The organism is Anabaenopsis sp. NIES-4685 (assembly GCF_059725405.1).
The window spans coordinates 4,372,275-4,393,209 of the sequence record NZ_AP043602.1 but is presented as its reverse complement, the minus strand read 5'-3'; the positions used below and the strand labels follow the sequence as shown (position 1 = coordinate 4,393,209).

Genomic DNA, 20,935 nt, shown 5'->3' with positions numbered 1-20,935 from the left:
GGTTACTATTAGAAATAAATGGTTAATTCCTGGGGTTGCAAGTTATGAGTTTGATTTTAGTTATTGAAGATGAGGAGCAAATTCGTTTAAATATCTCAGAAATTCTGCTATTAGCAGATTTCTCCGTCGTCAGTGCTGCTGATGGTTCAGAAGGCTTGCATTTAGCGAGGGTTAAATCTCCTGATTTAATTCTTTGTGATATTATGCTCCCTGGTATGGACGGTTTTCAGGTGTTAAAAAAACTGCGGAATTATCCTAATACAGCTAATATTCCCTTAATTTTTCTCACTGCTAAAGCCGAGCGTGAGGATTTGCGCCAAGGGATGAATTTAGGCGCAGATGACTACATTACTAAACCTTTTGAACCAGGGGAAATATTACAAGCAGTTAAAGCACGGTTAAAAAGACAAGCATTATCTACACAGCAGCATCTGGATAATCATCACAAAATCGAACAACTGCAACAGGAAATTAAAGAAAATGATACAAATTTACAAGTTTCTCGACAACTATCGGATATTAGAGGTAATTTGTTAGAAAAATTATCCCAGGAATTACGCGATCCTCTGTCTAATATCAACATCGCCCTACATATGCTTGGCCATTCTCAGACTGAGGAAAAGCGTCAGCAATATTTGGGAATCATCCAAGAAGAATATGCGCGGGAGGTGAAAATCTTGAATGAAGTTGATGACCTGCGAGAGTTACTGACGGCGGAAAATACTAAGTTACTCCAACAGTTTAATTTGCTGGATTCATGATTATTTTGGCTGGCGTTTTGGCGGCGTTTTTCTCTCAAGAGAGAATTTTAGCTGTTGAGGGTTAATTGCTAGGCGATCGCATCCCGATATAAGATAGTAAAGGCGTGAAATTTCACGCCTTCAGAAACACTTACTATAAAAATGGGTAGTACTGGACTCGAACCAGTGACATCCTGCTTGTAAGGCAGGCGCTCTACCAACTGAGCTAACCACCCGTTTGCTCTCACAGTTAAACAATATAGCAAAAGAATTTTGATTGCGCAACCCCTTGGGAAAATATTTTTTTTGACGTACAATAATAACTCGGTAATCCTGTGTAGAAAGGCGATCAATTGCAATATGCCCTCTGCTAGAACCCATGATCGCATCACCTTATATAGTCTACCGTTGATCGCCGGGGTGACCCTATGGCAAACCCGCAGCAGTAATTTAACCTTGTTGGTTGCGAGTGGGTTTATGTTTAGCGGTCTGATGTTTGGCCCGGATTTAGATATTTACTCCCGTCAGTTTCAACGCTGGGGCTTTTTACGCTGTATTTGGCTACCTTATCAAAAAAACCTGCGTCACCGCTCTATGTTATCTCACGGGCCAATTATTGGTACAACCCTGAGGGTAATTTACCTGGGCTGTTTGCTGTGGTTTGTCGCTGTGGTAATTCTGGTGATGGGGGAAATGCTGGGAATTGTCACTCTGACTTGGCGGGATTTAGGTGTAACTGTGGGGCGATCGCTCATGGTTTACACTACGGAATATTTGGCTTTATTTTTGGGGTTGGAGTTGGGCGCTATGAGTCATTCTCTGAGTGATTGGGGTGGTTCGGCTTATAAGCGTTTGCAAAAGCAGGGGGTGCGGGGTTTACTCTCTCCTAGGAGGAGAAGAAGGTGATTTTTTAACGCAAAGGTACGCAGAGGTTTTTATGGATGGGTGTTTGGCGGCTTTACAGGAGTTGATTTCGGTGGTAGCTCGGTTGCGATCGCCTGATGGGGGTTGTCCTTGGGATTTGGCGCAAACTCCCCAAAGTCTGATTCCTTATGTGATTGAGGAGGCTTATGAGGTAGTTGATGCAATTCAAGGGGGTGATGATGCAGCTATGGCGGAGGAGTTGGGGGATTTGTTATTACAGGTGGTTCTCCAAGCCCAAATTGCTGGGGAGTCGGGAAGGTTTGATTTGGAGGGGGTTGCTCGGGGGATTTCGCAAAAGTTGATCCGTCGTCATCCCCATGTGTTTGGTGATGTGTCGGTTGCGGGTGTGGATGAGGTGAGGGAAAATTGGGAGGCGATTAAGGCCAGGGAAAAGGGGGAGGTTTCTGTTAAGCATCAGTTGAGTGACCAGCTGGGTCGTTATGGTCGCACTCTTCCGCCGTTAATGGGGGCGATGAAAATTTCCCAAAAGGCGGCCCAGGTGGGTTTTGAGTGGGAAGGTATTGACGGGGTTTGGGCGAAGTTTTATGAGGAGTTGGGGGAGTTTCAAGAGGCTTTGGCCGGGGAAACTCCAGCACGTCAAGAAGCAGAATTGGGTGATTTACTGTTTGCAGTTATCCAGTTGGCTCGGTGGTACAATCTTGACCCTAGCGCTGCTTTACAAGGAACTAATCAACGTTTTGTACACAGGTTACAAAAAATGGAGGCGGTGCTTGATCGCCCCCTGTCTGATTACTCTTTAGATGAGTTAGAATCTTTATGGCAGCAGGCTAAGGCCAAATTGCTCGGGAGCAAGGTTTATAGTTTCATGGTGACTGTCTTCACCTCGGTGTATTGTTGCAGTCCATATTCTCCCAGTTCTCTACCCATCCCTGACTGTTTGAACCCGCCAAAGGGTGCTGCTGGGTCGAATACGTCGTAACAATTTACCCACACTGTACCTGCTCGCACATTGTTGGCGATCGCATGGGCTTTGGTAATATCCTGTGTCCAGACTGCTGCAGCTAGTCCGTAGATGGTATTATTCGCCCGGTTAATTACTTCCTCGATGTCTCTAAATTTGATGATGCTCATCACTGGGCCAAAGATTTCTTTTTGAGCTATCTGCATATGATCTTGGACATCAGCAAAAACTGTGGGTGTAATAAAGAATCCTTTTTCGCCGATTTGAGTCCCTCCACACAGCAGCTTGGCCCCTTCCCTATTCCCTGCTTTGATATAACCCATGACTCTATCAAATTGCTCTTTGTCTACTTGGGGTCCTTGTTGGGTGTGGGGGTCAAAGGGGTTACCCACTACCCGCCTTTTCGCTGCTTCTACACTTTTGGTAACAAACTCTTCGTAACATTTCTCTTCTACAAATAACCGGGAACCGGCGCAGCAACACTGACCTTGATTAAAAAATATACCTTCATGGGAACCGGCGATCGCTGCTTCTAAGTCTGCATCGGCAAACACTATATTAGGACTTTTACCCCCCAATTCTAAGGTTACTCGCTTCAGGTTACTTTGTGCCGCAGCGGCCATAATTAAATGTCCTACTTCTGTAGAACCGGTAAAGGCTACTTTGTCAATATCCATATGTCTGGCGATCGCCGCTCCCGCTGTGTGACCGTATCCTGATAATAGATTCACTACCCCAGGGGGAAACCCCGCAGCTATAATTAAGTCACCCACCCGCAATGCAGATAAAGGTGTTTGTTCCGCGCTTTTCATGACTACGGTGTTACCCATAGCTAAAGCTGGGGCTAATTTCCAAGCTTGCATTAATAGGGGAAAGTTCCAGGGAATAATTTGACCTACTACCCCTACTGGTTCATGGCGTGTGTAACAGAAATAAGGGCCATTAATGGGGATGGTTTTACCTTGCACTTTGTCTGCCCAGCCGGCATAATACCGGTAACAGGCAATGACTAACTCTATGTCCCCTAGGGAATCATGTAAAGGCTTACCATTGTCTAAGGTTTCTAGCCGCGCTAATTCCTCTGTATTTTCCTCAATTAAATTTGCTAATTTATACAGCAAGTCACCGCGGCGGGTAGGGGACATCCCCCGCCATTCCCGACTATTAAAAGCATTGCGGGCTGCTTGTACGGCGCGGTCTACGTCTGCTTTGTCTGCTTCTGCTACCTCACAGATCACTTCCCCTGTACTGGGGTTGATGGTAGCAAAGCGGCGACCGTTGATACTTTCTACCCACTGGTTATTAATCAGCAGTTGGGTAGGTCCGATTTTTACCTGTTGCTCTGGTACTGTGGCTATAACCATCAGGTTCTCCTGGAAAAATCAAGGTTTTACTTAAATAATTACTTGCTATGAAGGGAGGGATACTTGATTAAGGTTATTCTAGCACGGGGAATTTTATCCCCGATGCGGTGCTGTTTGGTTGCTTCAACGCCCATCAAACCATTTGCCAGCTATTAGCTGAAACAGCATAAACTATTAGAGGATGAAATTGGGGCGGACTTAGAGGTTTTAGAGGAACTCCTGGGATGATTGACCATGACCGGTTATTTAAAGAATTAATTTCTACCTTCTTTGTGGAATTTTTAGAGTTATTTCTCCCCCAAGTAGTCAGAGAAATTGACCGAGAATCTATTCAGTTTTTACCCCAGGAAGTATTTAATGATGTGACTTCGGGAGAAAAAAAAGAAATTGATTTATTGGCGCAGGTGCGATACCAGCAGCAAGAGACTTATTTTTTAATTCACGTTGAAAATCAATCTTACAGTCAGTCAGATTTTGCCAAGCGGATGTTTAAATATTTCGCCCGCTTACATGAAAAATATGATTTACCCATTTATCCGGTGGTGATTTTTTCCTTTGATGAACCCCAGCGTCGGGAACCAGAAAATTATCAACTAGCTTTTTCTGACTTACAGGTACTTGATTTTAATTTTAAAGCCATCCAATTAAATCAACTGCGTTGGCGAGATTATTTAACCCAGTCTAACCCCGTAGCAGCGGCTTTAATGGCTAAAATGAAGATACCCCCCTCGGAACGTCCCCAGGTAAAGGCGGAATGTTTACGATTGTTAATTACTTTGAAGCTAGACCCAGCGCGGATGCAGTTAATTTCAGGGTTTGTAGATGTCTATCTCAATTTGAATGGGACTGAAGAGGAATTATTTCAGGTGACGGCGAATAATATGGGATTATTACAGGAGGAAAAATATATGGAAATTGTTACCAGTTGGGAACGCAAAGCTCGCCAAGAAGGTATTCAGGAAGGTATTCAAGAAGCACAGGAAACTATCGCCATTAATTTACTCCGCAGGGGTATGGGTGCACAAGAAACTAGAGAAATTACAGGTTTAAGTTTAGAACGGGTGCGGGAGTTACAAGGGCGTTTATTACAGGATAATTGAGAGGATGTTTTAAAATTTATCATCACTGTATCAAATATTGTTTGACCCCACCCTAACCCTCCCCTTACAAAAGGAGGGGACTGGATTTTGTTGTTTCCCCCCTTGTAAGGGGGGATTAAGAGGGGTAAAAATTACCTGTTGACTTATAAAACCACCTTTTAGAGGAACTCCTGGGATGATTGACCATGACAGGTTATTTAAAGAATTAATTTCTACCTTCTTTGTGGAATTTTTAGAGTTATTTCTCCCCCAAGTAGTCAGAGAAATTGACCGAGAATCTATTCAGTTTTTACCCCAGGAAGTATTTAATGATGTGACTTCGGGCGATAAAAAAGAAATTGACTTATTGGCGCAGGTGCGATACCAGCAGCAAGAGACTTATTTTTTAATTCACGTTGAAAATCAATCTTACAGTCAGTCAGATTTTGCCAAGCGGATGTTTAAATATTTCGCCCGCTTACATGAAAAATATGATTTACCCATTTATCCGGTGGTGATTTTTTCCTTTGATGAACCCCAGCGTCGGGAACCAGAAAATTATCAACTAGCTTTTTCTGACTTACAGGTACTTGATTTTAATTTTAAAGCCATCCAATTAAATCAACTGCGTTGGCGAGATTATTTAACCCAGTCTAACCCCGTAGCAGCGGCTTTAATGGCTAAAATGAAGATACCCCCCTCGGAACGTCCCCAGGTAAAGGCGGAATGTTTACGATTGTTAATTACTTTGAAGCTAGACCCAGCGCGGATGCAGTTAATTTCAGGGTTTGTAGATGTCTATCTCAATTTGAATGGGACTGAAGAGGAATTATTTCAGGTGACGGCGAATAATATGGGATTATTACAGGAGGAGAAATATATGGAAATTGTCACCAGTTGGGAACGGAAAGCTCGCCAAGAAGGTATTCAGGAAGGTATTCAGCAAGGTGTTCAGCAAGGTGTTCAGGAAGCACAGGAAACCATCGCCATTAATTTACTCCGCAGGGGTATGGGTGCAGAAGAAACTAGAGAAATTACAGGTTTAAGTTTAGAGCGGGTGCGGGAGTTACAAGGGCGGTTATTACAGGATAATTGAGAGGATGTTTTAAAATTTATGTTCAGTGTATTAAATATTGTTTGACCCCAGCCAGTTCTCTCTATTCAAGAGGGAACTGGATTTTATGCTTCCCTTTTTATCCGGTGTTCCCTAAGATGAAAATTACCTGTTGATAAGTTATAAAACCACCTTTTAGAGGAACTCCTGGGATGATTGACCATGACCGGTTATTTAAAGAATTAATTTCTACCTTCTTTGTGGAATTTTTAGAGTTATTTCTCCCCCAAGTAGTCAGAGAAATTGACCGAGAATCTATTCAGTTTTTACCCCAGGAAGTCTTTAATGATGTCACTTCGGGAGAAAAAAAAGAAATTGATTTATTGGCGCAGGTGCGATACCAGCAGCAAGAGACTTATTTTTTAATTCACGTTGAAAATCAATCTTACAGTCAGTCAGATTTTGCCAAGCGGATGTTTAAATATTTCGCCCGCTTACATGAAAAATATGATTTACCCATTTATCCGGTGGTGATTTTTTCCTTTGATGAACCCCAGCGTCGGGAACCAGAAAATTATCAACTAGCTTTTTCTGACTTACAGGTACTTGATTTTAATTTTAAAGCCATCCAATTAAATCAACTGCGTTGGCGAGATTATTTAACCCAGTCTAACCCCGTAGCAGCGGCTTTAATGGCTAAAATGAAGATACCCCCCTCGGAACGTCCCCAGGTAAAGGCGGAATGTTTACGATTGTTAATTACTTTGAAGCTAGACCCAGCGCGGATGCAGTTAATTTCAGGGTTTGTAGATGTCTATCTCAATTTGAATGGGACTGAAGAGGAATTATTTCAGGTGACGGCGAATAATATGGGATTATTACAGGAGGAGAAATATATGGAAATTGTTACCAGTTGGGAACGGAAAGCTCGCCAAGAAGCACAGGAAACCATCGCCATTAATTTACTCCGCAGGGGTATGGGTGCAGAAGAAACTAGAGAAATTACAGGTTTAAGTTTAGAGCGGGTGCGGGAGTTACAGAGGCGGTTACAACAGGATAATTGAGAGGATGTTTTAAAATTTATCATCACTGTATCAAATATTGTTTGACCCCACCCTAACCCTCCCCTTACAAAAGGAGGGGACTGGATTTTGTTGTTTCCCTAATATGGGATGATTACAGGAGGAAAAATATATGGAAATTGTCACCAGTTGGGAACGGAAAGCTCGCCAAGAAGGTATTCAAGAAGCACAGGAAACCATCGCCATTAATTTACTCCGCAGGGGTATGGGTGCAGAAGAAACTAGAGAAATTACAGGTTTAAGTTTAGAGCGGGTGCGGGAGTTACAAGGGCGGTTACAACAGGATAATTGATACAGCGCATTACTAAAAGGTGAAGGTATCTACTGAAAAAATGAGATACAATTATTATTGCTGTCTCGGATGCTGGGTGATTTGAAGCGGGTGAATTTTGCTGTGTTGGGGGTGTTTTGGGGATGCTGATTTACCAATCACAATTATCAACTAATTGGGACACTTTTCTCCTTTCGGAAGTTGTGGAATTTCTTGATAATCAACGTAAAGCCATTACGGAAAGAGACAGAGTGAAAGGTCCTTATCCTTATTATGGAGCTAACGGACAACAAGACTCGGTAGCAGAATTTATCTTTGATGAACCACTGGTTTTACTAGCTGAAGATGGTGGACACTTTGGAGATCCAAACAAAACTATTGCTTATCAAATAACTGGTAAGTGTTGGGTAAACAATCATGCTCATGTCCTTAGACCAAAAGATTGCATTGATATTCGATATCTTTACAGACATTTGGAACGTTACGATGTTACCCAATTTGTAACAGGTACTACTCGCGGAAAACTAACAAAAAGCGCAGCAAGCCGTATTCCCATAGTTGTCCCACCCCTAGAAGAACAGCGACGCATCGCTGCAATATTAGATAAAGCTGACGATATTCGCCGGAAACGAAAACAGGCGATCGCACTGACAGAGGAATTATTGCGATCGACTTTCTTAGATATGTTCGGCGACCCTGTTACTAATCCTAAAGGGTGGGAAATTCATCCTTTAAGTAAGGTATGCAATCGAGTAACTGTAGGCTTTGTGGGAACAATGTCCTCAGAATACATAGAAGAAGGTGTACCTTGGCTAAGGTCTTTAAACATTAAACGTAACCGGATAGTACTTAATGATCTGAAATATGTCAGTAATGACTTTCATAGAAAATTAAATAAATCATCTTTGCTTCCTGGAGATGTCGTAGCTGTACGAACAGGAAACGCAGGTGTAGCCGCAGTAATACCGAAATGGATTACACAGGCAAATTGCTCTGATTTAATAGTTATGACTTGTAGTAAATTACTTGTACCAGCATATCTTGCAGAAATACTTAATTTTTTGCTGGGTGATCAAAATGGTGGTACAGGTTTAACTGGTGCAATCCAAAAACATTTTAACATAAGCAAAGCTAAACAGTTAAAAATTCCATTACCTCCCTTAGAACTTCAAACGGATTGGAATAATATAGTAAACAAATTTGAACATTTACAAAATATTCAAACAAATCATCAAGAAGAAAGTAACAACCTATTCAACTCTCTACTACAAAAAGCTTTTAGAGGAGAACTATAAACCAATACCTTAAATAAGTTTAACATGCGATTTTAACCATTGTGTAAATGCTTCACGGTCAAACTTACCAGATGCAAGAGAAAGTATAATTTCCTCCTGTTCATCGATAGAAGCATTAATTTCTAGACCATTCATGACCAGAAAAACTTCCATTGCACCATGACCAATCCGCTTATTACCATCAATAAATGGATGATTCATGATCAAAGAAAAACCCATAGCTGCAGCCTTATCGACAAGTGTGGGATAAAGTTCCTCACCGCCAAAAGTCATACGTGGTTGAGCAAGTGCAGATTCTACAGCACCTAAGTCTCGGATACCCAAAGCTCCCCCTGACTGCTCAATAATTTGACGATGAAGTTCAATAACTTCAATCAGTAGCAAGTAGCGAATCATCCCAATCGCTGGTAAAGTTGAGCATTTTTCTGCATAACATAATTAGCAGCTTGGGTAAACTCACCTTGACGACGATTTAACAAATCTTCTAAACTCGCAGATAACAACTGCTCAGTAGAAATATTCAACTGTTGGGCTAATTCCTGCAACTTTTGCAGTTGCTCCTCTGAAATATTAATGGTTATCGTTGCCATATTTTTGCGGTCAAACTCAATTACTTTCCTGTTGCTGGAGCCAAATCATTCCATCAGGTATCAAATAAGCTTTTACTCCACCCTAACCCTCCCCTTGCAAGGAGAGGGAAAATGTAAAAACCGCGGGTTCTGTGTATTGTTAAGATGGGAAAAAAGCCAAATTTTCACACATGACCACTCTGCAAGATACTTTACCCCTAATTACCATTGCCCAAAAAACCCGCCAAGCAGCGAGTAAATTGGCAATTCTGGATACAGAAGCCAAAAATCAAGCCTTAGAAGCCATAGCCCAGGCTCTAGAATTAGCTAAGGATGACATTATACAAGCAAATATAGCCGATTGTCAAGCAGCTACAGCCGCAGGTATCGCCAAACCACTATATAAACGCTTACAGTTAGATGAACATAAACTAAGAGATGCGATCGCCGGGGTGCGAGATGTGGCTAAACTACCAGATCCGGTGGGAACTGTGCAAATTCACCGAGAACTAGATAGTGGTTTAGTTCTCAAGCGGGTCACTTGTCCCTGGGGGTGTTAGGGATTATTTTTGAAGCGCGTCCAGAAGCAGCAATTCAAATTGTCTCCTTAGCAATCAAATCAGGTAACGGTGTGATTCTCAAAGGTGGAAAAGAGGCGATCGCTTCTTGTGAAGCTATAGTTAAAGCCATTAAACAGGGATTATCTCACACTGCGGTTAACTCCGATGCGGTGCAGTTATTAACAACTAGAGAAGAAACCCGAGAACTTTTAAACTTAGATAAATATGTAGATTTAATTATTCCCAGGGGTTCCAATTCCTTTGTGCAATTCGTCCAGAATAACACACGCATCCCCGTATTAGGACACGCCGACGGAATTTGTCATTTATATATAGACAAGGCTGCGGATCTGAGTAAAGCTATTACAGTCAGTGTTGATGCTAAAATTCAATATGCTGCCGCTTGTAACGCCATTGAAACTCTATTAATCCATCAATCTGTTGCTGGGGAATTTCTCCCCAAAATTGCCGCAGATTTGGCAGGCGCAGAGGTAGAATTAAGGGGCGATGACCGCACTTTAGAGATTATACCCCATATTGGCAGGGCGATCGCCACAGACTGGGAAACAGAATACAGTGATTTGATTTTAGCAATTAAAATTGTAGACTCCATAGAACAGGCGATCGCCCATATTAACGAGTATGGTTCCCGCCATACTGAGGCCATTATCACAGAAGACCCAGCAGCGGTAGAAACCTTTTTTGGACTAGTAAACGCAGCGGGGGTATTTCACAACTGTTCTACTCGCTTTGCTGATGGTTTTCGCTACGGCTTTGGCGCAGAAGTAGGTATAAGTACGCAACAGATGCCCCCCCGTGGACCCGTTGGTTTAGAAGGGTTAGTTACCTATAAATATCAGATGACCGGTAACGGTCATATAGTAGCCACTTACACCGGAGCCAATGCTAAACCCTTTACCCATAAAAACTTAGAGTAAAAACCCACAGATAACTCATCTATGTTGATCTGTGCGCTGGGGTAGACAATTTATTAAATATAGCCTTTCTCCCTATTCCCCCTATTCCCTCTATTCCCTATTCCCTCTATTCCCTATTCCCTATTCCCTATTCCCCCTGTTCCCTGTTCCCTGTTCCCTGTTCCCTATAACTAATAACTTTCGGTACAATACAAAAGCCTCAACGTTTTTCCTCAATATCATGGGCAATACCTTCGGAAATTTATTTCGTATTACTACATTTGGCGAGTCCCACGGCGGTGGTGTGGGAGTGATAATTGACGGTTGTCCCCCTCAATTAGAAATTTCTCCCGCAGAAATTCAACTAGAATTAGACAGGAGAAAACCCGGACAAAGTAAAATTACCACACCCCGCAAAGAAGCCGATACCTGCGAAATTTTATCTGGAGTATTTGAGGGTAAAACCTTGGGAACACCCATCGCCATGATGGTGCGCAACAAAGACACCCGACCCCAAGACTACGACGAGATGGCGCAAAAGTATCGCCCCTCCCATGCTGATGCAACTTATGATGCTAAGTATGGTATTCGCAATTGGCAAGGAGGGGGGAGATCCTCCGCCCGTGAGACAATAGGGAGAGTGGCCGCAGGTGCGATCGCCAAAAAAATCCTCCGTCAAGTTGCTAATATTGAAATCATCGGCTACGTCAAGCGCATCAAAGACTTAGAAGCGGTGATTGACCCCAACACCGTCACCTTAGAACAAGTAGAAAGTAACATAGTCCGCTGTCCCGATAGCGAGTCAGCAGAACGGATGATTTCATTAATTGAGCAAATTGGTAGAGATGGTAATTCAATTGGCGGTGTAGTAGAATGTGTAGCTCGCAACGTTCCCAAAGGCTTAGGGGAACCAGTCTTTGATAAATTAGAAGCGGATATCGCTAAAGGTGTGATGTCTCTCCCCGCTAGCAAAGGTTTTGAAATTGGCTCAGGTTTTGGGGGGACTTTGTTAACCGGGATTGAACACAACGACGAATTTTATATAGATGACAGTGGAGAAATTCGCACCGTCACCAACCGTTCAGGGGGTATTCAAGGGGGAATTTCCAACGGTGAAAATATTATCTTGCGAGTTGCATTTAAACCCACGGCCACCATTAGAAAGGAGCAAAAAACAGTTACCCAAGCAGGGGAAGAAACTGTTTTAGCTGCAAAGGGAAGACATGACCCCTGTGTATTACCCCGAGCAGTACCCATGGTAGAGGCGATGGTGGCTTTAGTCCTGTGTGACCATTTGTTACGCCATCATGGACAATGTAAATTGTTGTCATAAATAGCAGTTTTAGATAACCGACTTCTTCAAGAAGTCGGGTATATTAAATAATTCCTAGACTTCATAGTAAATTGTTAAAAAGTCTTGTCCTCGTCTATCAATACCACCAGATAAATGTCCTAGTTTCTTAGAGGATGTTTGTTGATACAAGTAATTAAAACTGTGAGCATTAATTCCATAATGCTGGCGCATCTTACCTAAATAATTATAAATATCTTGCAAGGGGATGTTAGCTTTATAAAAATTTAAATCAAAGGATTTACGGGGATTATTTTCTTCACTTACCTCTAGATAAATAAAGGGATTATCATTAACCCTGTCAGCAGCAAAATTGATTAGCTCCTGGACTATTTTCCCCGGATGAGAGTGATTATAACCCTGATAAATAGATGATATCCTGTTTAAAATCTCTGCTACGGAAAGCAAAGGATAGCAGGTATATGTAGATATAACCCCCTTGGTATTGTCCAGGGCGTTCCATTTAAACCCTAAACCCAGAAGATGGGTTTCGGTTTTATGAGATTTACTTTTGAGATCCTTAACCATTTGATCCCAAAATTCTAAATATACTTTATAAATACAACTGACTTCATTACCTTCAAAACCAAAGTATACTACACTTGCCTGAGATAAATTCTGCTGAAATATTTCTAAATATTTATCTGGTATATCCATTTGTTTGCAGAAATATAAAAACTTATCCCTCAAGTTGTCTGCTGCTTGTATTGCCAATATAAAGCGATTTTTATGTAGTCCATTTTTACTAATTTTCCAAGATGCTTCTAAACGGAATTGCAAATTGAGATATTCTAAGGTATCAAAGATTAAATAGGCTTTTTGATCTATTATTTGTTGTGACATATAAGTATATTTTTATCGACTGATGGTTATATAATGACAAAAAATTAACTATTGAGTATGGATTCTATCACACTGTTAGGACTATGTGCGGCTGTTTTAACAACTAGCGCTTTTTTACCCCAAATGGTGAAAACCTGGAAAAGTAAGTCAGCTAAAGATGTCTCTTACCTGATGTTAGTTACGTTTATGAGTGGTCTTTTTTTATGGTTGGTTTATGGAATATATCTGAAATCTTTACCGATTATCCTGGCTAATAGTATCAGTTTCTGTTTCAACTTCATCATTCTATCCCTTAAAATTAAGTATAGATAAACCTTTAAAATTAAGCTCCTACTCCCCAATTACGTATTAATATGACTGTATTTGCCTCAGAACGCCTGTTATTCACCCCCACAAACCCTAACAGCGATGCAATCCCGCTGATTTTTGCTTTTCCCAATGAGTATACAGTGGGTATTACTAGTCTGGGTTATCAGGTGGTTTGGGCAACTTTGGCTACCCGTGAGGATGTACAAGTCAGTCGCTTATTTACTGATATCCAGGAAGCACTCCCTAGAAACCCGGAAATTTTGGGTTTTTCTATTTCCTGGGAACTGGATTATGTGAATATTTTAAATTTACTGGAATCTTTAGATGTTCCCATTCGCGCTCACTCCCGTAATGATTCCCATCCCCTGGTTTTTGGTGGCGGTCCGGTACTGACTGCTAACCCGGAACCTTTTGCGGACTTCTTTGATGTGATTTTACTCGGTGATGGGGAACATCTGCTGACTAATTTCATTGAGACTTATAAACAGGTGAGAAACGCTTCTAGAGCAACTCAACTCCAAGCACTGGCCCAAGTCCCAGGAATTTATGTTCCTAGTTTGTATGAGGTGGAATATCACGGTAAAGATGGGGTGGTGAAGTCGATTACACCGATTTTACCGGAAGTTCCCCCGGTGGTGCAAAAGCAAACTTACCGCGGTAATGTTCTGTCCCGGTCTACTGTGGTCACACAAAAGGCGGCATGGGAAAATATTTACATGGTGGAGGTGGTGCGCAGCTGTCCGGAAATGTGTCGCTTTTGTCTTGCGAGTTATTTGACTTTACCTTTTAGAACAGCTAGCTTAGAGGGTTCTTTAATTCCCGCTATTGAACAGGGGTTAGCAGTGACTAACCGCTTGGGGTTGTTGGGGGCTTCGGTAACTCAACATCCGGAGTTTGAGGAGCTGCTAAACTATATTAGTCAGCCGAAATATGATCATGTGCGGTTGAGTATCGCCTCGGTGCGCACTAATACGGTGACGGTACAGCTGGCGGAAACTTTAGCTAAAAGGGACACGCGATCGCTGACTATTGCTGTAGAAACGGGTTCAGATCGGCTGCGCCAAATCATCAACAAAAAGCTGCATAATGATGAAATCATCCAAGCTGCCATCAATGCCAAGGCTGGAGGATTAAAAGCTTTGAAACTTTATGGTATGGTGGGTATCCCCGGCGAAGAACCGGAAGATTTAGAGGCCACTGTGTCTATGATGGCTAATGTTAAAAAAGCTGCCCCTGGTCTGCGGTTAACATTGGGATGCAGTACCTTTGTACCCAAGGCACATACACCTTTTCAATGGTTTGGGGTCAATCAGCAAGCAGAGAAGCGGTTACAGATGCTACAGAAAAAACTCAAACCCCAGGGGATAGACTTTCGCCCAGAAAGTTATAATTGGTCAATTATACAAGCTTTGTTGTCCAGAGGCGATCGCCGGTTGTCCCAACTTCTAGAATTAACCCGTGAGTTTGGGGATTCTTTGGGTAGCTACAAACGTGCATTTAAGCAACTCAAAGGGCAAATACCCGACTTAGAATTTTACGTTTACAGCAACTGGTCAACAGAGCAAATTTTACCCTGGAATCACTTGCAAGGACTACTCCCACATTCTACACTACTAAAGCACTTAGCAGAAGCTACGAGTCAATTCAAATAAATGCAAAATACTGCTGAATACTACTGCGCTTATTGCGGCGAACCAAACTTAACTTTTATCGATTTGAGTGCTGGGTCACAACAGTCTTATGTAGAAGACTGTCAGGTGTGCTGTCACCCGAATATTTTGTATGTGCGGCTTGATGAGGATACCCTAGATATTGAAATTGATACTGACTGCGAAGGTTAGATTTTAGGTTGTTTTGGCCATGCTGCACTTTCAACATTCCTCCATCATTAATGCACCCCCCGAAGTAGTGTGGAAATTCCACGAAAGACCAGATATATTGCAATTACTCACCCCACCTTGGCAACCTGTAAAAGTAGTCCGTCGGGAAGGGGGGTTAGAAGTAGGTGCTATTACTGAATTTCGCCTGTTTTTGGGACCATTACCTTTAACTTGGTTAGCTCGTCACACTGAATGTGAGAAAAACCGCCTGTTTATTGATGAACAGATATCTGGCCCTTTTGAGTCTTGGGTACATCGCCATGAGTTTGTGGCGGCAAATGGTAAAACTAAGCTTACTGATGATATTTCTTTCTGTCTGCCTGGTGGTAGTACAGTAGAGATGATGAGTGGCTGGCTAGTACAAGCTCAACTTGAAGCTATGTTTCGATACCGCCATTATATCACTAACCGGGAGTGTGAGTCAAGATAATAGGTGAGGATTAACCGCCGTGATTTCAGGGTAACGCAGGAAATCACTAATATTAGGTGTGTCCTGACCTTTTACACATAATTTATTGTCAAATTATGTGTAATACTATTTAAGGTATCTTAATATTTAAACATATTTACTAAATGTCATAAATATTAATACTGTTGACTTGCCAAATACGAGCAGTTACTGCTTGTTGTCATGGCTACATGAATTATACGCGGAGTAAAAGCGTGTTCCAGTTAGAACCACTACCATTACCTGATAAAAAAATCAGTACCACGGCAGCAGTGAGCAGTAAATTCCTGTTTAGGGGTATTTTGGTTGCGATCGCGATTATGACTATATGGGCTATCAGTTTGGGTGTGTTAATTTATATTGATATATCCCAGTGGAAAATTTGGCTCTTATTGCCAATGATACTTTGGCAAACATTTTTATACACGGGATTATTTATTACAGCCCATGATGCCATGCATGGGGTAATTTTTCCCAAAAATCTGAAAATAAACCATTTTATAGGTTCATTGTGCCTATTTCTCTATGGGCTGTTATCCTATCCCAAGCTGTTAAAAAAGCACTGGTTACACCACCATAATCCAGCCACAGACAAAGATCCAGATTTTCATAATGGTAAATATAAGAACTTCTTAGCTTGGTATTTATACTTTATGAAAGGTTACTGGAGTTGGCGACAAATCATCACATTAATGATTATTTATAACTTAGGAAAATATATCGGACATCTGCCAGAGGATAACCTCAATTATTTTTGGGTAATTCCCTCAATCTTAAGTTCCCTACAATTATTCTATTTTGGCACCTTTCTACCCCATAGTGAACCCCTAGGAGGTTATCAAAACCCCCATCGTTCCCAAACTATTAGCCGTCCTATTTGGTGGTCATTTATCACTTGCTACCATTTTGGTTACCATTACGAACATCACGAATACCCCCATCTTCCTTGGTGGCAACTACCTCAAATTTATCAGGTATTTAATTCCGGTAACGGGGGACGCACAGATAAATAAATTAAGGGTCCGAATAAGGGAATTAAAGCTATTAACCAGAAAAATCCCCGATTTTTCACACCCCGACGCGCCATATCATCCCCCAGTAATGTGGGAAATAACAGACAAAGTAAGCAGAAATCTAAACTCATCACATGAATGAAACGGCTACTTTGCCACTGGTGTATAAAATTTTCCCCTTCTCCTTGGAAACCATAGGCGAAGAGAATCACCACGACGATAGTTAAAATCACACCAGTCACAGGGGAATCTAGGAACTTGAGCAAGAGAGTCTTTTTCCCAGAGAACTCCGGATTGGGTGAGCGTAAAGCTAAATAGGGTAACACAGCAAAAGCCCCAACAGCAAAAGATGCGGCTGCAAAAGGCCAAGCTGGGATTTTTTGACCCGTACCATCACTTAAAAGTACTGCACTATAAATTACAGGCCAGATGCCCATGAGGTTAAATAATGCTATGACTAGGGGGTTAATATCTTGCCATTGTCCCAGGGAAAGTTTTTGAATTAACTCCCAAGTATCAGGGTGATCAGGGGGAGCAAAAATAAAAGCATAGCTGAGAAATCCCAGCCATAGTAAACCAAAACCAATTTTTCTGAGCATCATCAACCACAAAATTAACTAAAAGCCTCTGAAAGGTAATCAGCAGCAGCAGCGACAACTGCGATCGCACTTTCATAGTCCAGGCGTGTAGGTCCTAATACTCCCACACTTCCTACAGGTAGCATACCCCGGCGATAGGTAGAAGAAATTAAAGTACAGGTGCGGATGGGCTCCAGGGGGTTTTCTGTACCGATGCGGACTGTTACTTTAGACTTACCCATCTCTTGGGTTTCCGGTTCAGCAAAGATTAACGGCCACAGTTGCTCTTGTTCTTCTTCAAGCAAGTGGATAATGGTTTGTACTTGCTGTAATTGAGAAAATTCCGGCTGACGCAAAACTTCCGCTACACCCCTGATCATAATTTGGGTTGTAGTTGGTGTCATATGGCTGCGAGTGAACTCTGTGACCGAATCTTTCAAGAATTGGCCATAGCGTTGGAACTCTTGATCTAATTCACTCCAGTCGAGGGAAGTTAATTCTAACAGACTGCGCCCCCGCAAGTGGGTATTCAAAAAATTAGAGACTATCTGTAATTCATGGTCTATTTTCTCTGGGTCAACTTTGGCTTCTTCCCCTGCGGGGCATAAATTGATCAGTTTGGAATGGGTTTCATAAGCATCTGTTACCATAATCAGCATGATCTTGTTGGCTTCAATTTGCATTAATTGCAGATGTCGCACAATTGCCATAGTGGTTTGGGGCATGGTAATTAAACTAATACAGCCGCTGACTGTGGCTAAAATTTGCGCAGCACCTTGTAATACCGCTTCCAAACTCCAATCTTCCCAATGGAGGCGATTTTGTAGGGCCAGTTCTACCTCTTTTGCTAAAATATCGGCTCGCGTAGCATCTCGGAAAGAAGGTGTAATTAACTGGTCAACATAAATACGATAGCCGGAATCTGAGGGTATGCGTCCAGCGGATGTGTGTGGTTGGTAAAGTAATCCTGATTTTTCTAACACACCCATGACATTGCGAATTGTGGCTGAACTCACACCGAGGTCATACTCATCAAGCAAGGCTTTTGAACCTACTGGCTCCGCAGTGGCGATGTAATGACGTACTGTTGCCCAAAGTATATGCTGTTGTCGATTCGTTAACTGGACTTGCATAGGGTATGTTTGGCTGAAGGCAGATTTAAAAGTGGAAAAAAAAGGGTTTTAAAAGCAAAAAATCTGAATAATAGTTAATTAATGTAGCAGAATATTTAATTAGTTCAGTTGATTTTGCACTTGATTATTTAAGTATTATTGCATCTCGGTTTGGGATAATATGTAGTATAAATTACTTTTACCCAAAAGCCATATGTATGCTTAATTAGTGACATCTCAGACGGTATGATCTTGAGAGTAGCATTGCGGCGATGTCATAATCAGTTACACCTGGGCAATGCTATCTGGAAATCTTTTAGTATTGGGGAATAGAAGAATCAACTAAGATAGAGTAGGCATCTATACCACCACTAATATTCTTAACATTTGTAAAACCTTGAGCAACTAGCCACTGGCACATCTGGCCGGAGCGAATACCGTGGTGACATAACACAAGGGTTTCAGCGTGGGGATTAAACATGGTGGCGACTTGGTCACTCCAGTCCCCAAATTCGCTTAAGGGGAGATTCACAAACCCGTCAATAGTAGCAGTTGCTATTTCTTGGGGTTCGCGCACATCTATTAACTGAATACTTGGATCACCAGAAGACAGACGCAGCGCCAGTTCCTCTACACTAATTGGAGTAATGAGTTGACCAGAAGGATTCCCTGTCATGAGATTTTTGTAAACAACCTATACCCTTTATGGTGACAGAAAATTTTTTTCCTGACATCAGCATCTATTCCCTAGGGAGTAGTAAAACCAAGTTAAACAAATAAAAGCACTGTCAATATGTCTAATGTCAATAGCCAACGCTCATTTTTTGGTTTTTTGGTAGCTGGGGCGATCGCACTAGTAATTATAGCCATAGGGTTATTTTACTGGTTTTTCGCCAAGACACCAGTTAACCTTGTTACTTCTACCTCTGAACCCCAGGCCGCTATATTCGTCTCCAAAGTAGCGCCGGTGATGGTGTCGTTACTGAATAATCCAGAGCGCCTGTGGGAGCGTCAAGGACAATTATCCCAACTCAAAACCAGTTTATTAGCTAAGACTGACATAGATTACAACCAAGATATTAAACCGTGGCTAGGTAATGAAATTACCCTGGCGGTGACTACCACAGATATTGACCGCGACCCAGAAAACGGACAGCAACCAGGGTATCTGATGGCACTAGCAACCAAGAAACCAGAAACCAGCCGGGAGTTTTTAGAGTTATTATTTTCTCGGCGGGTATTGGCTGGGGCTAACTTGGAGGTAGAGAAATATGCAGGGGTAAAGCTGCTATCTGATTCTAGTTCCCAGGTAAATGCTTTGTCTGCTGCGGTGGTGGATGACTTTGTATTATTTGCTAATGATGCGAAGGTGCTACGAGACGCAATTAATAACGTCCAAGCTCCTGATTTGAATTTGTCTAGTTCCTCCCGCTACCAAAGAGCGCTACAACAGCTACCTAAAGCCACCCTAGCTACGGCTTTTCTCAATCTTCCCGCTGTGGCTGCATGGCAAGGTTTAGAATTACCAGCAGCAACCTTTGATAGCCAACTTATTTCTTTGTCTTTACATCCCCAAGGACTTTTCGCAGAAAGTAACTTTCTCACTGACTCGGAAATTATGCCGGTTTCTGCTCCCCTGACTCAAAATGTAGGGGCGTTAGCATATATACCAGATGGGGTTGGGTTGGTGATTTCTGGTACTAATTTAAATAATTTGCCCAACAGTGATTTAGGTCAACTCTGGAAACAAGCAACAACGGCTGTTTTTGCTTCCGGGACTGATGCTATTTCCAGCTTGGGAAAACCATTAGAAAATCTGGGAGTGAAGACCGAGGATATTTTTAGTTGGGTAAAGGGAGAATATGCTTTAGCTGTTTTACCTCATGCTGGAGTCGGGGGGGTTAATTGGGTGTTTGTGGTGGAAAAATTAGAGGATGTCCCAGGGGGTATTGCTCGTTTAGATACCATCGCCTCCGAGCAAGGGTTGAGTGTAAGTTCTTTTAACTGGAATCAAAAAACTGTCTTTGCTTGGACTGAGTTAACTCCTACACAAACCGATACCCCAGAAGGTCTATCATTTAATATTGAGGCTCAAGTACGGGGAGTACATACCAATGAAGGTAATTATGAAATCTTTGCTTCTAATTTAGAAACTTTAGCCCCATTAATCACAACTAAGAACGCTGCTATGATTGGCGATCGCCATTTCCAAGATAGTATTGCCGGTATTCCCCAACCCAATCAAGGGTATGTATATCTGGATTGGACTAAAAGCCGCACCCTCCTAGAGCATCAATTACCCAGTTTGCAGTTAGTGGAAATAGTAGGTAAGTCTTTTTGGCAAAAGCTGCGATCGCTGACTCTCAGTAGTTACAGTCAGGAGAAAGGATTGGTCAAAACCGGGGTATTATTCCGATTTTTGGATTAATTGATTTTCAAATATGCTATAATACCCTATATGATGGCTGTTTAACAGTTGCTGTCGGAGGTCTACCCTCCACCTCCCCAGGGAGAGCAGCAACCTAAACACAGAGTCGTTAGTAACGCCTCAGAGTGGGAAAAACTTCCATACATAATAGCGGCTAGATTAGTCGTTTGGCTTGTGGACTGGTTACCCCCCACAT

The 20,935-nt window shown here is 42.1% G+C and carries 21 protein-coding genes, 1 tRNA gene and 2 pseudogenes; 16 read left to right on the top strand and 8 right to left on the bottom strand.

Annotation, left to right across the window (positions count from 1 at the left end; translation table 11 throughout):
- Nucleotides 1-44: 44 nt before the first annotated feature.
- Nucleotides 45-761, top strand: coding sequence for an ATP-binding response regulator (locus AC6IZ0_RS18995; RefSeq protein WP_271732112.1), 717 nt, complete (start codon nt 45-47; stop codon nt 759-761).
- 142 nt (nt 762-903) lie between these two features.
- Here the strand turns inward: AC6IZ0_RS18995 and AC6IZ0_RS18990 are convergent.
- A tRNA-Val gene (locus AC6IZ0_RS18990) sits at nt 904-976 on the bottom strand.
- Between the two features lie 124 nt (nt 977-1,100).
- Here AC6IZ0_RS18990 and AC6IZ0_RS18985 point away from each other — a divergent pair.
- Nucleotides 1,101-1,646 carry a metal-binding protein gene (locus AC6IZ0_RS18985; protein WP_280792559.1) on the top strand — a complete coding sequence of 182 codons (546 nt, stop codon included), beginning with the start codon at nt 1,101-1,103 and terminating at the stop codon, nt 1,644-1,646.
- Between the two features lie 31 nt (nt 1,647-1,677).
- Nucleotides 1,678-2,604 (top strand): nucleoside triphosphate pyrophosphohydrolase, encoded by a 927-nt coding sequence (mazG, locus tag AC6IZ0_RS18980; protein ID WP_497724391.1) that lies wholly within the window; start codon nt 1,678-1,680, stop codon nt 2,602-2,604.
- Here the strand turns inward: mazG and AC6IZ0_RS18975 are convergent.
- Nucleotides 2,556-3,950, bottom strand: a pseudogene (locus AC6IZ0_RS18975) (aldehyde dehydrogenase family protein); the annotation flags it as partial. The gene mazG and the pseudogene AC6IZ0_RS18975 overlap by 49 nt on opposite strands.
- Before the next feature lie 224 nt (nt 3,951-4,174).
- Between AC6IZ0_RS18975 and AC6IZ0_RS18970 the strand changes: the two are divergent.
- The 5 genes from AC6IZ0_RS18970 (at nt 4,175) to AC6IZ0_RS18950 (ending at nt 8,731) form a co-directional block, all read left to right on the top strand.
- On the top strand, nt 4,175-5,050 hold the full coding sequence (locus AC6IZ0_RS18970) for an Rpn family recombination-promoting nuclease/putative transposase (RefSeq protein ID WP_497724390.1): 876 nt from the start codon (nt 4,175-4,177) through the stop codon (nt 5,048-5,050).
- A gap of 175 nt (nt 5,051-5,225) precedes the next feature.
- Nucleotides 5,226-6,125: an Rpn family recombination-promoting nuclease/putative transposase gene (locus AC6IZ0_RS18965; RefSeq protein WP_497724389.1), complete on the top strand. Its 900-nt coding sequence runs from the start codon at nt 5,226-5,228 to the stop codon at nt 6,123-6,125.
- 170 nt (nt 6,126-6,295) lie between these two features.
- Nucleotides 6,296-7,147, top strand: coding sequence for an Rpn family recombination-promoting nuclease/putative transposase (locus AC6IZ0_RS18960; protein WP_497724388.1), 852 nt, complete (start codon nt 6,296-6,298; stop codon nt 7,145-7,147).
- Nucleotides 7,148-7,277: 130 nt separating this feature from the next.
- Nucleotides 7,278-7,457: a hypothetical protein gene (locus AC6IZ0_RS18955; RefSeq protein ID WP_271734216.1), complete on the top strand. Its 180-nt coding sequence runs from the start codon at nt 7,278-7,280 to the stop codon at nt 7,455-7,457.
- Between the two features lie 122 nt (nt 7,458-7,579).
- The gene (locus AC6IZ0_RS18950; RefSeq protein ID WP_271734215.1) at nt 7,580-8,731 is read left to right on the top strand and encodes a restriction endonuclease subunit S; all 1,152 of its coding nucleotides are present in this window, start codon (nt 7,580-7,582) and stop codon (nt 8,729-8,731) included.
- A 9-nt stretch (nt 8,732-8,740) separates the two neighbouring features.
- Here the strand turns inward: AC6IZ0_RS18950 and AC6IZ0_RS18945 are convergent, their stop codons facing one another.
- Nucleotides 8,741-9,127 (bottom strand): type II toxin-antitoxin system death-on-curing family toxin, encoded by a 387-nt coding sequence (locus AC6IZ0_RS18945; protein WP_271734214.1) that lies wholly within the window; start codon nt 9,125-9,127, stop codon nt 8,741-8,743.
- Nucleotides 9,124-9,321 (bottom strand): DNA-binding protein, encoded by a 198-nt coding sequence (locus AC6IZ0_RS18940; RefSeq protein WP_280801890.1) that lies wholly within the window; start codon nt 9,319-9,321, stop codon nt 9,124-9,126. Before AC6IZ0_RS18940 ends, AC6IZ0_RS18945 begins: the two co-directional genes overlap by 4 nt.
- Before the next feature lie 170 nt (nt 9,322-9,491).
- On the opposite strand from AC6IZ0_RS18940, the pseudogene AC6IZ0_RS18935 reads away from it, so the two are divergent.
- Nucleotides 9,492-10,798: pseudogene (locus AC6IZ0_RS18935) on the top strand (glutamate-5-semialdehyde dehydrogenase).
- Nucleotides 10,799-11,018: 220 nt separating this feature from the next.
- Nucleotides 11,019-12,110, top strand: coding sequence for a chorismate synthase (gene aroC / locus AC6IZ0_RS18930; protein WP_271734211.1), 1,092 nt, complete (start codon nt 11,019-11,021; stop codon nt 12,108-12,110).
- Nucleotides 12,111-12,164: 54 nt separating this feature from the next.
- Here the strand turns inward: aroC and AC6IZ0_RS18925 are convergent, their stop codons facing one another.
- Nucleotides 12,165-12,971 (bottom strand): hypothetical protein, encoded by an 807-nt coding sequence (locus AC6IZ0_RS18925; protein ID WP_497724387.1) that lies wholly within the window; start codon nt 12,969-12,971, stop codon nt 12,165-12,167.
- A 57-nt stretch (nt 12,972-13,028) separates the two neighbouring features.
- On the opposite strand from AC6IZ0_RS18925, the gene AC6IZ0_RS18920 reads away from it, so the two are divergent.
- The 5 genes from AC6IZ0_RS18920 (at nt 13,029) to crtW (ending at nt 16,621) form a co-directional block, all read left to right on the top strand.
- On the top strand, nt 13,029-13,283 hold the full coding sequence (locus AC6IZ0_RS18920; protein ID WP_271734209.1) for a SemiSWEET family sugar transporter: 255 nt from the start codon (nt 13,029-13,031) through the stop codon (nt 13,281-13,283).
- A 41-nt stretch (nt 13,284-13,324) separates the two neighbouring features.
- Nucleotides 13,325-14,932, top strand: a complete 1,608-nt coding sequence (locus AC6IZ0_RS18915; RefSeq protein ID WP_497724386.1) for a B12-binding domain-containing radical SAM protein — start codon at nt 13,325-13,327, stop codon at nt 14,930-14,932.
- Complete coding sequence (locus tag AC6IZ0_RS18910) at nt 14,933-15,121, top strand: CPXCG motif-containing cysteine-rich protein (RefSeq protein ID WP_280792888.1); 189 nt, start codon at nt 14,933-14,935, stop codon at nt 15,119-15,121.
- A 19-nt stretch (nt 15,122-15,140) separates the two neighbouring features.
- Nucleotides 15,141-15,590, top strand: a complete 450-nt coding sequence (locus AC6IZ0_RS18905; protein ID WP_497724385.1) for an SRPBCC family protein — start codon at nt 15,141-15,143, stop codon at nt 15,588-15,590.
- A gap of 233 nt (nt 15,591-15,823) precedes the next feature.
- Nucleotides 15,824-16,621 carry a beta-carotene ketolase CrtW gene (gene crtW / locus AC6IZ0_RS18900; protein WP_497724384.1) on the top strand — a complete coding sequence of 266 codons (798 nt, stop codon included), beginning with the start codon at nt 15,824-15,826 and terminating at the stop codon, nt 16,619-16,621.
- Here the strand turns inward: crtW and AC6IZ0_RS18895 are convergent.
- From AC6IZ0_RS18895 to AC6IZ0_RS18885, 3 genes are all read right to left on the bottom strand, one after another.
- Nucleotides 16,579-17,220 (bottom strand): DUF2834 domain-containing protein, encoded by a 642-nt coding sequence (locus AC6IZ0_RS18895; RefSeq protein WP_271734219.1) that lies wholly within the window; start codon nt 17,218-17,220, stop codon nt 16,579-16,581. The genes crtW and AC6IZ0_RS18895 overlap by 43 nt on opposite strands.
- A gap of 14 nt (nt 17,221-17,234) precedes the next feature.
- Nucleotides 17,235-18,332, bottom strand: coding sequence for a heat-inducible transcriptional repressor HrcA (hrcA, locus tag AC6IZ0_RS18890; protein WP_497724383.1), 1,098 nt, complete (start codon nt 18,330-18,332; stop codon nt 17,235-17,237).
- A 295-nt stretch (nt 18,333-18,627) separates the two neighbouring features.
- On the bottom strand, nt 18,628-18,987 hold the full coding sequence (locus AC6IZ0_RS18885; RefSeq protein WP_497724382.1) for a rhodanese-like domain-containing protein: 360 nt from the start codon (nt 18,985-18,987) through the stop codon (nt 18,628-18,630).
- 117 nt (nt 18,988-19,104) lie between these two features.
- On the opposite strand from AC6IZ0_RS18885, the gene AC6IZ0_RS18880 reads away from it, so the two are divergent.
- Nucleotides 19,105-20,739, top strand: coding sequence for a DUF3352 domain-containing protein (locus tag AC6IZ0_RS18880; protein WP_497724381.1), 1,635 nt, complete (start codon nt 19,105-19,107; stop codon nt 20,737-20,739).
- The last annotated feature ends 196 nt before the right edge of the window (nt 20,740-20,935 follow it).